Genomic DNA, 16,926 nt, shown 5'->3' on the forward strand with positions numbered 1-16,926 from the left:
TACAGCTTCATCCAAACAATGAAACACTAGCACTATCCCATACATCGTTTTGTTCAATCACCTCCTTAAAGTAATCCGGCACTAACCTTTCACCGAACCCACAGTGAGGCCCTTTACCAAATACTTCTGAAAAAAGGGATACGAAATAAGAATGGGACCTACGCCAATAACAGCCATTGCCATGATGACGGAGTTTTGGGGCATTTCGGAAATCATTTTTGCGGAATTGGCATTTTCCGTATGTGACGATAGAAATTGAATATTCAATAGCGCCTTCGTCATTAAGTATTGAACGCTGAAGTATTTCGATTCACTAATAAAAATGAGTCCATTAAACCAATCATTCCAGTAAGCAAGCGTGGTGAACATACCTATCGTTGCAATCACGGAAACCGAGAGCGGCAGAACCAGTTGAAAAAATATTCGCCACTCTCCAGCGCCGTCTATTCGAGCAGACTCGATCACGGAAATAGGCACTGAGTTCGAAAAAAAAGTTCGCATGATCAGCACATTAAATCCATTCATAAGTAAACCTGGAATAATGAGCGCCCATATCGTGTCTCTCAAATCAATGACTTGGGTATATACCAAATACCATGGAACCAAACCGCCATTTAATAAAATGGTAAAAAACACATAAAACGAGAGCATCTTTCGATACGGAAAATCAAGACGAGACATCGGATAGGCAATTAAGCTTGATAGGAGTAAGCTGATTAAAGTACCTCCCACAGTGATGAAAAGTGTAACCCCATAAGCCCGAATTAATTGACCTATATCTAAAAATAAGTAGCGATAAGCTGCTAAACTAAACATCTTTGGGAAAAAGGTATAACCGCCTGTGCGTATAATACTTTCATCTGTAAAAGAAGCGATCAGCACCAAAACAATTGGAAGTATACAAAATATACCCATACCTACGAAGAAAGTATGTAATAAACCGCTCACCAAGGATGATCCTTCTCTATCACTTCGAAAACGATTTCGTTTCGCAATATTAGCTTCCATCTTTATCCCCCTTAAAATAAAGCACTCTCTTTATCCCATTTTCTTACCAACAGATTGGCAAATAATACGAGCACAAAACCAACCGTCGATTGATATAAGCCGGCAGCAGAAGACATACCAATATCTCCCGTTACCAATAACGCTCGGTAGACGTAGGTATCAATAACATTCGTAGTCGAAAACAGAATCCCCGTATTTAAAGGCACTTGAAAAAACATGCCAAAATCCGCATAAAATATTCGACCAATCAAGATAAGCACCACTACGATTACAACTGGACGGATCAGAGGAAGCGTGATCTTCGTCATTTGCATCCAGCGATTCGCTCCATCCATTCGGGCAGCCTCATAATACTCTTGATTAATTCCGATAATAGCCGCGAAATAGATTAGACTTGAATAACCAACATATTTCCACGTGTTAACCATGACAAGGATGTAAGGCCAGTATTTAGGCTCCAAGTACCATTCAATCGGATGTATATGCAATAGCGGAAAAATAACTTCATTGATAAAACCGTGCTCTATACTAAAGAAAGCAAGGACAATATAACCAACGATGCTAAAGGAAATTAAGAAAGGAAGCAGCATGATGCTTTGGTACAGATTGCGCGCAAATCGATTTTTAATTTCGTTCAAAAGTAGGGCTACCAACAAGGCAATAATTAAATTGTTGATCAGTATAAACGTTCCGTTATAGAGGAGCGTATTTCGGGTAATGATGAAGGCGTCATGAGATTTGAAAAGAAACTCAAAATTCTTAAATCCAACCCAATCGCTATTCCAAATTCCTTTGGTATAGTTAATGTTCTTAAACGCAATGAACGCGCCAAGCATGGGTAAGTAATTGTTAATAAATAAATAGATGACCCCGGGTAATGCCATCCAAATAAGACTTCTATGCTTCTTTGCCATTCCGCTACCCCCACTCTGTTCTTCTATTACTTATTTTAGAGAGAATGGTGTTCTTCAGATAGCGTTCAAGATACCGAAACTATCACTCAAGTTACTTCTTAGGTATAAAAAGACGAACGATTGCCCCTTTTTCCAAGCCATTACCCATCATTAAAGAGGCCTCATTTGCAAAATAAGCTTGTAGCCTTTGTTTCACATTTTGAATGCCTAAATGCTGATCACCTTGTAGATCCTGGTTGCTCGCCATAAGCTTCTGTAAGGATTGCTCTGAAAATCCATTGCCATTATCTTCAATCTGTATCCATATCCCACGGCTATTTTCCACACGTTCTTGGTGACAAGTAATTTTCAAACGAAAACCCTCCTCTTGGATAACCATGCCATGGATAATCGCATTTTCTACAAAAGGCTGAAAAATTAAAGCAGGAACAAGCCATTCGCCGACGGATTCGTCTATTTCAATGGCGTAATCGAAATGCATGGGAAATCGTAATTTATGAATTTGCAAATAATGGTCGATGTGCTTCATTTCTTCCGTGATCGTGACCATTTCTTGTCGACCTCGGATCATGGAACGGAAATAATTCATGAGATGAACCATCATTTTCTGCGCAAGCTCGGATTTTTTAGTGGCAATCAGGTTATAGGCTATATTTAGAGAATTCAATAAGAAATGCGGATTAATTTGCAGCTGCAAATGCTTAATTTCGGCTTGTTGCGTTTTGATATGCTCTTCGTAAACGTTAATTTTTAAAGATGAAATTTCGGTGGACATGCTGTTAAATGTCTCAGAAAGCAACGTCAATTCCTTGGAGTTGCTGGGAGGCATTCTGTATTTCAGATCTCCGCCTTGTATGCGTCTCATGGCATGAATGACACGAACAATGGGGTTCACCACGATTTTTTTAAGTAAAATTAAATTTAAAATGAGAAAGCCCCCCATGACAAAGGGCAAGAAGTAAATTAACTTTTGCAGCAAAGAGAGCTGTTTATATACATGTTTCTCTGGCAAGAGAACGATCATAATCATATTTGAAACCTGCGAATGATTCGTGACCATTAAATAATTATCAGGGATCTCCACAGTTTGAAAGGGTTTGTTATTCATAAGAATCTTGTTTGTAAGTTGGTTCAAAAAGGCAGGGGATAGATTTGTTTTCGTTAACGGTTCTGCTTGATCAGAGAAGAACATAATTTGTTCATCGGCAACTAAAGAGACCTTGTTGGATGGCTCCGCTAACTTCTGGATGGGGACAATGCTCCCCACATATAGATTTGCCCCTGATTTTACAACATGAATGAGACAGGGAATGTCTGCGACCTTTATCGTTCTCCATCCATCCCATTGTCCCAAGGATTGGCCGTCCTTTTGCAACCACTCAAAAATGGCATTTTCCGTGAATTTATTTTGTAGAATCTCAGACCCGTTAGACCTTGTAATCACATAATCTTCCGTTTTCGCAGAATAAATGAATAAAGCGCCTATTTCGCTGTAGTAATTAATATCCTTCTCCATCGTATTCGCAGCGGCTATTCGCGTCATTAAATACTCATCGCTTCCATGAGGCTGCTTTTCTAATGAAGTGATAGCCGGATCTTGGAGTGCCAATCGAAACATATACTTATTGATTTCCGATAATTTATTGTCAATTTGATTCATTTGCCCGCTTAATAGACTTGAATTGGTTTGGGCTACTTGATCGCGAACCAAATTCATCGCATAGCGATTACTGAAAAACAATAACATAAGCAAAGGAAGGGACACTGATATAAAAACGCTTACAAACTTAAAAATAAGAGAACTTCGGTAGTTCATCTTCATCCCCCTCTCCAACTCCTTAATTCTGCATTTTCCGGAATTCATACGGTGTCATCTGATAGGTGCGCTTAAACATTTTGGAAAAATGAGAGAAATGGGAATAGCCAAGAGAAACTGCAATTTGACTGATTGTATCGTCCGTGCCTGTGATTAGATCCTTTGCCATCTTCATCCGTTCGGAAGTCATGAAATCGGTGAGTGTTTCGCCTGTTTCTTTTTTAAAAAAACGAGATAAATAGGCTGGATTTAAATGTACAGACGCTGCTATTTCTTCTCGGGTTATTTCCGAGGTTAAGTTTTCTTTGATATACTTTTTTACCATTTCAATGATTGTTTTTTCTCCTTTTTTAGCATATTGTTTCTGGTAAATAAATGTCTGATTGGATAAAGTGACATTGTTGCTTTCCATCGCTATTAAATCTTGGTATACACGAAATAAGTCTTGTATGGACGTCCAATTTCCTATATAACAAGATAAACTGCAATAGAAATATTCGCCGCATGCCCGAATAAACGCCTCGCATCTTAGACACCAGTCTTCCTGAGAAAGCGTTTGAATACCCTCGGAATAGATAAATATCATATTGGTTCCAGAATGATCCTGAAACGCAAGTCCGTTATCCTGCTTGATCACCATCTCCACCGCTGCGTTTCGGCATGCATACTCAAGTACTTCCTCATCTCTGGAGCTGAATTCTTTATGCCACTTTTCCACACTGATCAGGATAGGAAGAATTTTAAAATTGCCGGAAATGGTTAGCCCAACTTCGTTTAACTCCCCTTCGATCTTTATTGGATCATTGGATATACGTTCGTCCAAATAATCCTGCCAAACGCGTTCGATGAGTAAAGGCTTTTTGGCCTCCCACAAAGGATAGAACCTGTCATAAGACTCCTTGATTTCTTCATAGCCCAGCTCTTTTTTCCGAATCTCCAACGCCTTTACGATAATTTCTTCCAGTTCGGAGAAAATCACAGGTTTCACCATATAATCAAAGACTCCCAATTGAAGAGCTTTTTTAGCGTAATCAAATTCAGAGTGACAAGTAAGAAACACGACAACAATCGAAGGATAATACTGTTTGACCCATTCCATTAATTGAAGTCCATTGCCATTTGGCATCTCAATATCACAGATCATGATATCAATCGGATGATCAGTTAAGATTTTTTTGGCCATGTCGATATTGTAGGCTTCAAAAATCTCAGTGAATCCCAGGGATTCCCATTCTAAGTTGAATTTAAGTCCCTCAATTGCATAGATTTCATCATCAACTAGCAATAATTGACTCACTGTTGACGCCCCCTTTCGCGTAAATAAACCCATTATAACGCACAAGCATACCGACTTTCTATTGGCATCCCTTTACTCCCGCATAATCAAAAGGCTGGAAAGCATCAGCCCCCAGCAATTTCAAGATCGTTTATTAGATTCGGAAGAGCATGGTTATCGGTTCGGAACACCGTTGATACAATGAAGGAAATTGGAGATTATCACCCGTTATTTAGGTTCTCTGTAAAGATCAGCTTGTTCTTTTGTACCTATAAAAAAATGTGCCATTGTTAAGTTATCTGTGCCGCCGCCACCAGTGGACACTCCTGAAAAGTCATTATAGCTAACTTTCTTACGGTGACCTTTATTGTCAACATAATATACCTCAACAGCTCCACCTTTCAGATCAGATGAAGTTTTCAACTTCCCTGACATAGGTACATGATAGATATAAGTATTTCTTCTTTTTTCAAGCGGTGGGTAATCCGCCTGTGAAAAAGTAATTTCTACCTCTCCCCTGAAATTTTCGGGTAATAAATAAATATGAAGTGGGTTTTTATTGATTGTGGCTATTAGAAAGATTACGCACATAGAGAAGATAGCTAAGGCTACAAAAACCCATTTTTGTGAGCTAATTCTTTTCAAAAGAACTCCCCCCCCCGAACTCGTTCTCTATTGATGATGCATCCACTAATCTTGCCATAAAACACTTCGATAAGCTAGCATGCTGACCCCCTATTAACAGGAAAGCTAGCATAACATCGTAGAACAGAACCACCCGCATCCAATTGGATACGGGTGGCAACATTTCCTGTACAATTCTATCAATTTTGAATGCCGGATATAGGATTTACAGGCGCTCTGAGCGCACAATTTGATACGGATATTACTTCTGAAATACAATTGTTGTAGTCAAACCCGTGTTCTGCGTTTTCTCCTGATAGGTGCCCAAGTAGGACATGCTAAAGGTATAGTTGCCAGGCAATAATTCCTTGCTTGCCGTTCCGCCAACCGTAGTCCCCAGGTCCTTCCACCCTCCGGCGTAATATTTCACCGTTCCTCCGTCGAGTGGGCTCCCCAAGCTATCCTTCAGCTGTACCGTTGTGTTCACCGTTTGGAATACAACCGTCGCAATCGAACTCGTGTTCTGAACTTTCTCCTGATAGGTGCCCAAGTAGGACATGCTGAAGGTATAGTTGCCAGGTAATAATTCCTTGCTTGCCATTCCGCCAACCGTAGTCCCCAGGTCCTTCCACCCTCCGGCGTAATATTTCACCGTTCCTCCGTCGAGCGGGTTCCCCAAGCTATCCTTCAGCTGTACCGTTGTGTTCATCGTCTGGAATACAATCGTCGCAGACAAACCTGTGTTCTGCATTTTCTCCTGATAGGTGCCCAAGTAAGACATGCTGAAGGTATAGTTGCCAGGCAATAATTCCTTGCTTGCCATTCCTCCAACAGTAGTCCCAAGGTCCTTCCACCCTCCGGCGTAATATTTCACCGTTCCTCCGTCGAGCGGATTCCCCGAACTGTCCTTCAGCTGTACCGTCGTGTTCACCGTCTGGAATACAACGATGGGGCTATCGCCTGTATTCTGTGTCTTTTCCATGTATGTTCCTTCGTATGTCATGCTAAAGGTGTATGCTTTATCAGGTAAGTCCTTACTAATCAATCCAAAAGCGTCGGTTACCCCAAAATCCTTCCATCCGCCATCGTAGTATGTAACGATTCCACCGCTTATCGGATTACCGCTGCTGTCTTGCAGCTTAACGACTGCGGCTGTCATATTTATTTTAAAACTAACAAGGTTGTCAGGTTCAACATTCCCCGCTTTATCGGTCGATCGATACAGTATGCCATAATTGCCGCTCTGATCAAACGTTACGGGTGCCGTATACGGCTGCCACGTAGTCCCGTTATCCAAACTATACTCCGTCTTCTCCATATCCAATACATGATCGGTGGCGGTCAATGTTACCGTTACCGGATTTACATACCAACCATTTTGTCCATCCGGTTGTGCCGGAGACACGGAAGCCGTCGTAACTGGTGCAGCAACACTTGTAATGTCCACGATCGTCATCGAATAAGGCTTCAATTGGATCTCTCCAGCGAAAATGGAAGATGGCGTCTCCGGTAATGGATTAACTTGTGGCGCGTCCAACCAACTCGCATTCGGGTTCGTCAGAAACGAGGGCAAAGGATCTGAGCCCCCATATACCCAATTTGTCTTGAGATCCCACCCCGGTATGGAAACATTGACAGGGTTCATGGTCCGATTGGCAAAAACAACCTGCTTAATGCCATTAGCGTCACCGAAACCCCATGCGCCAACATCCGCAACGTTATAATAGACATCCGTTGCGATGAACCGCAGCTTTTCATTTTGAACATTGCCTTGTGCAAGATTGAGTTTGTAAAAGCTGCTATGGGTATTGAGCAGACCTCCCAAAGCTTTAAATACATAATAATTCGGTAATTTAGTGAGATCTCCAGCCACGGTTTGCTGCACGATGCCAAACCCTTGGGGATCTACCATCGCATGTACGTCGGAAATCGTCACGGCACCTGACTCGATCATTTGCAGCACCCGTTCCATATTGTGCATCGCAAATCCTGGGGTTTTCATAAATTGTTTGCGTGCCTTCTCGTTAGGGTCTTTCTCGCCAAATAGGACGGTTGGAAGAGAAGACCATTCCGTAACCCATATTTCCTTGCCTGGGAATTGGTTTTTCTGAATAGACAGACCTTCTAATGCACTTTGATTATACGTATATAAGTATCTCATCATTTTGCTGTTCGTTAGATCCGATAGATTTGGAATGGGTGAATACACATGGACGATGATGGCGTCGTAGAAACTGCTGTCCGTCATTAGCGTTTGATTCCAAAGTGCTACGCGTCCCCCTTGAGTAGCTCCCCAATCCACATTGGGGTCTGGCAGATTATTGGGGTCAGCTGCTATTCGGTCTTCCAAATCCTTGGCCACAGCCACAATCCCGATTTTAATAGTCGGATCTATACCTTTGATACCCTGATAGATCAATTTGCATTTGGCAATATATTCAGAGACTGATGGAAAGCTTGCATCGAACAAGATGGAATAAAGCTCGTTCCCCATTTCCACATAGATGGGTTGTGTAGTTTGCTGCTTCATCTGTTGGACCTGTGTCAGAATTTCACTTACCGACTGAGAGATTACATTTAGTACAAATACGTAGGGAACCTCTAGCGTATTGGGGAGATGGTAGGAATCCGCCAGAAATAACCCTGGGTATCCAGGCTGCAGATTCACACCCTCTACCGCCCCAACGGTTCGGTTCCCATAGAATTGCTGATAACGCGGATCTTTGGAATTCATGACCGTGCCCTCATTGTACAAGTAGTAATTTGCACCCGTACCATCGGGTCCACGAACATTTTGAAGCTTGAGGTCCATGCCCAGATTATCAAAGCTTGCCAGTTGAAAATCAGTCACCCTTCCAACCTTAACCAGTTGTTCGTTATGTGCTCCTAAGAAATGGGATGGCAGAGCATTCGGAGTCGGATCAATCGCGAATTCAGCCATCGATACGGTTGGGTCCGGCACGGGATTCACAACCACTTGCGTCGAAGCCAAGAATCCACCGTCTACGGTAGTAACGGTGATTATCGCCGTACCTGCAGACAAGGCTTTAATGGCTCTGGAGGTACTGGAGCCTCCTACCAAACTTACCACGGAAGGATTACTGGAAGTCCATATGGTTGACGGATTATCTACATCCACCGGACTAACCGTAGCTGTAAGCTCCTCCGCTTCCCCCATGTACAGGGAAGTACTAGGTTTGTTAAGGCTAACACCTGTAGGCCGGACATAGACAACGATATCGCTCTTTTCCTGAAAAGAATTGTCATACGTTGCAGCAGTAACTACTGTCTGACCCTTCGCTAAAGCTGTAACCACTCCCATCTGGTCTACTGTCGCCACCTGCGTATTGCTTGAAGTCCACACCACACTTTTTCCTGTTGTATTGATCAGCTGCAGCGGTTCGCTATTTCCACTTGCGATAGCAGCTAGTTTGGCACTCAAGACAAAAGGCGAGCTTTCATGATTCCATATTTGTATGTTATCAAAAGTAGCTTTTACATTATACGTGGTCAGCTGCACCTTGCCGAATACATAGGATACATTGGATATGGCACCAGCATACGTATAGTCGGGGTCGATTGCGCTTTTCACATAAACCTGAACCCAATTATCCAAGGCGACCAATTTAATATAGTAATCCGTATCCGCGTTAAAAGTCATGGCATACATCGACTGCTCCGTGCCGCCCGCTTTGACGTAACTTAATCCGGTACCTCTGATCAATAAACGTGTATATTCGGCTTCGCTGACATACCTGAACTTCACAGAAATAAAGTTGCCAGCCAGGTTTTCACCCCGATTAAACCTCATAGCAATCGTTTGGTTCCTCCACGTTGTTTCTGCCCCTTTCATTTCGATCAAAGAGGAGGCAGTTGAGGTGGAAGATAACCGAGAATTATCAACCGTCCAAGTCCCATACACCGCTTTCCAAACGCTCATGCCCTCGGTGAAATCGTCCTCGAACTGCAAGATACCGGTAGGATTAATCGGATCCTTGACCACGATTTCAGCTTTATCCTGAGAGGTACTGTCATATGTTGCTGCGGTAATAGTCACCTGTCCGCGCGCGAGCGGGGTAACAGCTCCAGTCTGATCTACAGTCGCTACCTGGTTGTCGCTTGAACTCCAGATCACACTTTTCCCAGTCGTATTCGTCAACTGCAGCGTTTGGCTATCCCCCTTGTTGAAAACGCTTAACTTTTTACCTAGCATAAACGGCAAGCTTTCATGGTTCCATATTTGAATGTTATCTAAAGCTGCCTTTACATTGAACGTTGTCAGTTGTACCTTGCCGAAATTATAGGAAGCATTGGAAATCGCACCCACAACGATGTAATCAGGATCTGCAGCGCTTTTTACATATACTTGCACCAAATCGTCCAAGGCTACCAGCTTGATATCATAATCCGTTCCTGTGTTGAATGTCGTTGCATAAAAAGACTGCTCCGTTCCACCTGCTTGGATATAACTTAATCCCGTGCTTCTGATCAGCAATCGTGTATAATCCGCTTCGCTGACATACCTCAATTTGATCGAAATGAAGTTGTCGTTTGAGCTTGTAGCGAGTCTGTTAAACCTCATGGCTACCGTCATGTTCCGCCATTTGGTAAATGTCCCTTTCGGCTCAAGCAGTGAGGATGAAGCGGCCGGAGAAATAAGCTGCGAATGGTCGATTCCCCATGCTCCGGATACGGCATTCCACAAACTCATGCCGTTGCTGAATTCGTCCTGGAACTGCAAGACCCCTGGCGAAACAACGGGATCCTTCACATAGATATCAAATCTGACTTGTTCCAGATTATCAGCCGTGGAAGCCGTAATCGTCACCAGCCCCCTGCCTGCAGCAGTGACCACACCATTACCATCTACGGTTGCTCTCGTCGTATCACTAGAAGTCCAGACAACCGTTTTTCCGGTTGTATTGATTAGCTGCAAAGCAGATTGACTTCCCAAATTCAAAGATGACAACACGCTTCCATTCGCCATAAAAGGGGAAGATTGCGTATTCGATACCTTAACATTATCCAACAGCACCTTGTCGTTGGAGGTTTGGAATCTCAGCTTACCGCTTTGTACAGGCAGGCCTGCAATCGTCCCTGCGCTCGTGTAATTGGATTGCCCTTCCGTTTTGGCATAGATGGTTGCCGTACTTCCTGAAAGGATCATCTTTACGTCATAGTTAGTACCCACGGTAAATTTATAACTGGAAAGGTACGACTCCGCAGCTCCATTTAACGAATAACTTAACCCCGTAGGCCTGATCAACAATCCCAAATTGCTCGAGCCACTCACATACCTTGTAAAGACTCTTGTAAAACCGCCTCCTGGCGCTCCCACGATTTGGACTCGAAACTCGACAATTTGATCCTGCCAAACAGCATTCGATCCTTTCGGCTCTATTTCGTTCGTGCTGCCCGAGGTAACCCGAAGAGCGCCGTTGTCAACCACCCATGATCCTTTTACCCCCTTCCATAACGACATGCCCTCGCTAAAATCATCTTGAAATTGCAGTACGCCAGTATCTCCAGCACCAACAGCCAGACTTTCTGGTGCTCGGAATAACCATGCAGCCAAACATATACTAAAAATCACACCCCAGATAACCTTTTTATACATATTATAAACAGCCTCCTCTATGAATATGAAAATTTAACATAAAATGTAAGCGCTTTAGTTTTATCGTGAAGCGAAAACAACAAGGTTGTTCCGTGCCGACTTGAACACAAAGCATCCTTGCTGTTCCCTCTTTGCAGCTACCTATTCCACAATTTCACAAACAAATTCATTAGCTCCCAAACGAATTACTCGATTTTGGAAAGAGATCATCTTCTCCTCCTTGGAATCATTCCAGAAAACGAAGAGTCTTCTCGCATTATGAACGTATTCCGTTTTGATAATTCCCTCAGGCAGCTCCATGTTGGAATCCAGTGAGAATGTGCCGTGATAGAAAAATTCGGAGTAGCGCTCGCGTAAGGCGATCAGTTCCTTGACGTGGCTCGCATAGGCCGGAGCCGCAGTCACTGTTGCCCGAGAGCGGTAAATGGCAATGTCAAAGCGGTATCCATACACAAAAGCGAAGTTTAGCTGCTGTTTAAAATCGCTTCTTTCATCATGCATGTAGCGATTGGACATAATCGTCTCGGGGAACGTTTGCCGATAAAGCTCAGGGAACGACTCCTCGTCTTTAAAACTCGCATATTGGCAGCTATGATGGAAATCCAGAAGAGGCGCATAGCAGTCGACAACGAATTCAGAGCCGAAAGCTTTATCCCCTATGCATAATTCACGCATTTGCTGCAAATTGCGCCGCCGATAAACCGTCTCGTTATCTCCCCGGTTCCCATGATCATGCGAAGCATCGAAACAGAGATGCGGAAAATGCCCAGCGATCTGATCGTAGAAAATGGAGTCCGGATTGTAGCTTAGTTTTTGTTGACCGATCTCAATTAGATGCTTATTCCATTCATCGGTGGCCTGACAGGCAGACACAAAGCTTTTATAGCCAAAATTGCGCAGCAGCATGCCGTCATTGTTGAATTTATAATGCTCCCTGTACTCCATGCCATCAATATTTTTGCGGCAAATCCGATGCCCAGTTTCCTTGTAATAGTCTGATTTTACATCGATCAGTACACCGTTTGTGTAAAGCGCAACACGTCCCCCTCGTCGCTGCACTTCAGCAATCGCTGCTTTAAACCCTTCTTCTCCGCCAAGAGCAGGATCCGGCTCATAGACGGGATAACCGTTGTCGAAGCCGCCTTTCCACCAACCGAAGAGCAGAATCATTTCCACCCCGACAGCCTTGCCTTCCTCATAAACTCGCGGTAAATCTTCATAACGGAAGTAAATTTTGCCGAACTGATGCTTCATGATAATGCGCTGCCAACCGGGAAGTCTTGTACCCACTCGGGTTTCTGCGGTTCATTAAACCAACCGTCCGCCCATTGCCGGTAAATGGCCGAGCCTTGTCGCCAATCCCCTGGAACGAACGCTACTACAGAGGTCGGGGAGGAAACTTCTTCTCCTCCTTGCACCAATGGGAACTGAGAAACGGCTAGAACGAGACGCGGATCGCTGTTGCGCGGGCCTATTCCTGCGGCCAACACACACGTAGTGAAGTTATCATCATGCCGACCTACATAGAGGAAATGCGAACCGCTCTGCACGCCAAACCAAGCCATGCTGCCAAAACTCGGATAGGTCATGTCGAGCCAAATCTCATGGTCATCACTGGACATGTATTCCGTGTGAGCCTTGTCAATTGCCTTCCAAGGATCTGCAAGTCTGTGTCCATGCCCCTGACTGCGGTACAGGATATCGCGATTACGCTGTTCATCTGCAACGACAGCTACATCTACGAACGGAAGTTTGACCTCATTAACCCGTACTTTGCTCTGATTAGTTACCTTGTATGAGAAGTGCAATTGTTCTCCTACTACCAGGACCTGCACCCGAAACAATACTGGATACGTATTGCCATCCTCGGCTTCGAGCTGATTGTATTGGATAACCAATCCACCCTCAATTTCAGTTACGGTCCCGCTCTGAAGACTTGAACGAACGGACATGTCGCGAAACTCACCGTCGTCGAGTTGAATTCTCCAGAAATCCGCTCCTGCGCTCTCTTGTAATAGAAGTCCCTCAGCCGACCAACGTATGAACCGCCCCTGCGGATCTACGGCAAACTGTAAATGTCCTGCCCTAATTGAATGAGTCATTGTCCCAATCTGTCCTTTCCTTATCTTAAATATAGACCGCCGTTCACATCCAGAATAACTCCTGTAATGTACCTAGCTTCGTCGCTTGCCAGGAATACTGCCGCTGCCGCAACATCTTCAAGCTTCCCTAAGCCTAGGGGGACAGATTCTGTTAAAGTCTTAACCTTCTCATCCCCATGCGTTTGAAGCAATAATTCGGTTTCTATGATGCCCGGAGCGATCGCGTTAACGGTAATGCCATAAGGAGCGGCCGTCCGAGCGAGCGTTTTCGTGAAGCCGATCTGTCCGCTTTTACTAGCAGCATAGTGAACATGGCCATACAAGGCACCCTGATGTCCAACGACCGAACTGATGGAAATAATCCTTCCGCTTTTTTGCGGCATCATGATGTCCATGGCATACTTAGAGCATAAGAAGGTGCTCGTCAAGTTGTTGTTGATGATTTCATTCCAACTTTGCAGCGACGTTTCGCCAATCGTTTCCGCCCTAGAAGTGCCGGCATTGTTGACCAGTATATCTAGGCGTCCATACTTCTCTACCGCCATATGAAACAATCTCTGGACATCCTCTTCTTGGCTGACATCCGCTTGGATCACAATGGCATCCCGCCCTAACGCCTTGACTTGCTCAACAAGTTGAAGTGCGCTTTCCGTGATCTCCAGAGCGTTAATAATCACATTAGCTCCCGCTTCAGCCATACCTAAGATCATCCCGCGTCCGAGACCTTGCGATGACCCCGTTACCATGACCACTTTGCTAGATAAATCAAACATAACGATGCTTCACCTCGGTTTCTGATATGACTTAAAAATAGTGCTCGGCAGCCGGTGGCCGAATTTGAATAAGTTGCCCGTTATAATGCCGTAAATCGTGGGGGACAAAAGGATGCTTAATGGCTGAATCTTCATACAGTTCAATGCCTAACCCAGGTTTATCCGGGATCGTCATATAGCCATCCTCGAAATGCAGCTGTTCGTCCGTGATCTCTTTGCGCCAAGGCACATCACTTGCCATAATCTCCAGATAAAAAAAGTTAGGCGTGCAGGCGGCCAATTGCAATGTAGCTGCGTTAGCTACGGGGCCGCTTGGATTATGCGGGGCGAATGGAATATAGTTGGTCTCCGCCATTGCAGCAATTTTGCGGCATTCCATAATGCCGCCGGCATGGCTAATATCCGGCTGCACATAGTCAAGCGCTCTTCGCTTGAACACTTCGCTGAATCCTTGTCGCGTAAACAATCGTTCCCCGCCTGCGATGGCCACCGGAGATTTCCGCCTTACATCTACCATCGCATCCAAGTTATCTGGTGGAACTGGTTCTTCAAACCATACTGGCTTGAAAACTTCAATCTCCTTAGCGATCTTGATCGCTGTTGGTACATTGAAACGGCCATGCCCTTCAATGAACAGATCCATATCATAACCGACGGCATCTCTCACAATGCCAATGCATTCGAGAGCCTTATCCAGTTCCTCATTCGAGAGGGTCATGTATGCTTTGCCGAACGGATCCCACTTCAACCCCTTGAATCCTCGATCCATCGCTTCCTTGGCTTTTACACCAAAATCCGCTACGCAAGTGGCACCGGCAAACCACCCATTGGCATACACCTTCACCTTGTCGTGAACCTTGCCACCAAGCAGCCTGTGAACCGGAACGCCAAGTGATTTACCGTTAATGTCCCACAATGCCATTTCCACTGCACTGAGCGCTGACATCAGAACGGCTCCGCCCCGCCAGTAGGCATCGCGATATATATTGTGATAATGGGCTTCGATATCAAGCGGGCTTTTACCGATCAGATACCGTTTTATATCTTCAATTGCCCCAACTACAGCATTCTCTTTATACTCCAGCGTTGCTTCGCCAACCCCTGAAATACCTTCATCTGTGTAAACTTTGACGAATACGAAGTTTGTACGGTAACAATCAACGACAAACGTATTCACGCCAGTAATTTTCATCTACGCACCCCTATGAACCTTGTTTTATTTAATCACTCTACTTCTTCTCTGGATGTTCCTTTTTGTAAATTTCCGTAGCTTGCTCGATCCACTTCTGACCGCCCGCATCCAAATATTTTTTCTTGAGCGACTCGTATTCTTTGTCAAGATCGCCTTTGGACACGATTAAGGAAATGAAGATTTCATTCATGATGTCTTCCAATATTTTCTTTTTCTCCAATTCAACGGCAGGAATATCGTAAAGATAAGCGTCTTCGATCACATTGTCAGCAGCAAGTTTCAATCCGGCTTTCGTTTTATCATTCAACAATTGAACTGAAAAACCATTAATTCGATTCATGACTCCGTTGTAAGCGAATCCTCCCTCATTACGCAAGCTAGTTGCATCATCATAAGGTTTAATCCACGAGAACTTGCCGTTCTCCATCGAGTAATGCTTGCCCTCAATACCTGCCCACGTCAATTTGTCGCCTTCATTACTAATCAAGAAATCCAAAACTTTCATTACCTCAACAGGATGTTTGGATGATTTGCTGATGTGCATCCACGGACCTGAGTCCTCAAGGTATAAATTAAGCGTGCCTCCTTGATTGTTTGGTCCCTTAATAACGGTATACTCAAATTCCGGTTTTGGATTTTCAACATAACGAGTCAACCAGTTTTGCGTAGTCCCGTTCGGGGTGAAATCGAAAGCCCCCATCTTGCCGTTCCATAGCTTCTCAAATTCTTTCAAATTGGAAATCGTAGCAAACTCGGGATCCATTAAGCCTTCTTTATTCAATTTGTTCAGGAACTTGATGGCATCCATAAATCCAGGCTGCAATACCCATGGAAGCACTTTTCCATCAACCATTTTACCTCTTCCGATCGGAACACCGTAGGCCGCAAAGAAGTGTATGAACGTTTGGTAACCGCTTCCTCCTCCGAAGTAAGCCCCCACACCAAGCGTATCCTTCTGACCATTGCCATCAGGATCCTGATTAGCGAATGCTTTCAACACTGTATAGTATTCATCAATCGTCTTCGGAACGGGCAGTTTCAATTTATCCAGCCAGTCTTTGCGAATAGCCAGTGCACTTCCGAATCCCCAACCACGCGGAATGGCGTACACTTTGCCATCAACTTGCGTAGCGCCTTTTAATATGGAGCCTTTGTTGTCCAAAATATTTTTGCCGTTGGATTTCAATAAATCATCCATCGGAATAATAGCCTGATTGCGAACTAAATCCTTAATTTTCGCCTTATTCGGGTTTAGGAAGGCATCGGGCATATCGTTGGACGCAATCATCGTATTTAACTTCGTTTCCAGGTCTGCCGTGTCTACCGTCAAGAACTGAACATTTACACCTGTTCTTTTGCGAATTTCCTGGACTACCGCATTATCTTCTGGAAAGTTAGTCGTCTTGTCGATCAAAATTCGTACCGTTGCTGGTGCTGCTGGTTTGCTGCTCTCACCTGCTTTATTGCCTTCTTTGCCTGTGTTTCCACCAACAGAGCAAGCGACTGTACTCAGCATTATCGCGCTGACCAACCCTAACGTAACTGTCTTCTTCAACTTCACCATATATATACCCCCCTGAGTAATAAATCTATTTTGAGAGCTT

11 protein-coding genes are annotated in these 16,926 nt (G+C 44.2%); all 11 read right to left on the reverse strand.

What is annotated here, in order from left to right:
* Window positions 1–81 precede the first annotated feature (81 nt).
* Window positions 82–1,008 (reverse strand): carbohydrate ABC transporter permease, encoded by a 927-nt coding sequence (locus ACBP55_RS30380; RefSeq protein WP_464646969.1) that lies wholly within the window; start codon window positions 1,006–1,008, stop codon window positions 82–84.
* Window positions 1,009–1,019: 11 nt separating this feature from the next.
* Window positions 1,020–1,922, reverse strand: coding sequence for an ABC transporter permease (locus ACBP55_RS30385; RefSeq protein ID WP_464646971.1), 903 nt, complete (start codon window positions 1,920–1,922; stop codon window positions 1,020–1,022).
* Window positions 1,923–2,013: 91 nt separating this feature from the next.
* Window positions 2,014–3,738 (reverse strand): sensor histidine kinase, encoded by a 1,725-nt coding sequence (locus tag ACBP55_RS30390; RefSeq protein ID WP_464646973.1) that lies wholly within the window; start codon window positions 3,736–3,738, stop codon window positions 2,014–2,016.
* A 22-nt stretch (window positions 3,739–3,760) separates the two neighbouring features.
* The gene (locus tag ACBP55_RS30395) at window positions 3,761–5,035 is read right to left on the reverse strand and encodes a response regulator transcription factor (protein WP_464646975.1); all 1,275 of its coding nucleotides are present in this window, start codon (window positions 5,033–5,035) and stop codon (window positions 3,761–3,763) included.
* A 207-nt stretch (window positions 5,036–5,242) separates the two neighbouring features.
* Window positions 5,243–5,659, reverse strand: a complete 417-nt coding sequence (locus ACBP55_RS30400; protein ID WP_464646977.1) for a DUF6843 domain-containing protein — start codon at window positions 5,657–5,659, stop codon at window positions 5,243–5,245.
* A 241-nt stretch (window positions 5,660–5,900) separates the two neighbouring features.
* The gene (locus ACBP55_RS30405; protein WP_464646979.1) at window positions 5,901–11,255 is read right to left on the reverse strand and encodes an Ig-like domain-containing protein; all 5,355 of its coding nucleotides are present in this window, start codon (window positions 11,253–11,255) and stop codon (window positions 5,901–5,903) included.
* A gap of 141 nt (window positions 11,256–11,396) precedes the next feature.
* A complete protein-coding gene (locus ACBP55_RS30410; RefSeq protein ID WP_464646980.1) occupies window positions 11,397–12,545 on the reverse strand; it encodes a DUF6259 domain-containing protein in 1,149 nt (382 codons plus the stop codon).
* Window positions 12,506–13,357 carry a hypothetical protein gene (locus ACBP55_RS30415; RefSeq protein ID WP_464646982.1) on the reverse strand — a complete coding sequence of 284 codons (852 nt, stop codon included), beginning with the start codon at window positions 13,355–13,357 and terminating at the stop codon, window positions 12,506–12,508. Before ACBP55_RS30415 ends, ACBP55_RS30410 begins: the two co-directional genes overlap by 40 nt.
* Before the next feature lie 20 nt (window positions 13,358–13,377).
* The gene (locus tag ACBP55_RS30420) at window positions 13,378–14,130 is read right to left on the reverse strand and encodes an SDR family NAD(P)-dependent oxidoreductase (RefSeq protein WP_464646984.1); all 753 of its coding nucleotides are present in this window, start codon (window positions 14,128–14,130) and stop codon (window positions 13,378–13,380) included.
* Window positions 14,131–14,161: 31 nt separating this feature from the next.
* Window positions 14,162–15,322 carry a galactonate dehydratase gene (gene dgoD, locus ACBP55_RS30425; protein WP_464646986.1) on the reverse strand — a complete coding sequence of 387 codons (1,161 nt, stop codon included), beginning with the start codon at window positions 15,320–15,322 and terminating at the stop codon, window positions 14,162–14,164.
* A 37-nt stretch (window positions 15,323–15,359) separates the two neighbouring features.
* Window positions 15,360–16,886: an extracellular solute-binding protein gene (locus ACBP55_RS30430; RefSeq protein ID WP_464646988.1), complete on the reverse strand. Its 1,527-nt coding sequence runs from the start codon at window positions 16,884–16,886 to the stop codon at window positions 15,360–15,362.
* Between the last annotated feature and the right edge of the window lie 40 nt (window positions 16,887–16,926).

This window comes from Paenibacillus sp. WG02 (genome assembly GCF_055396115.1).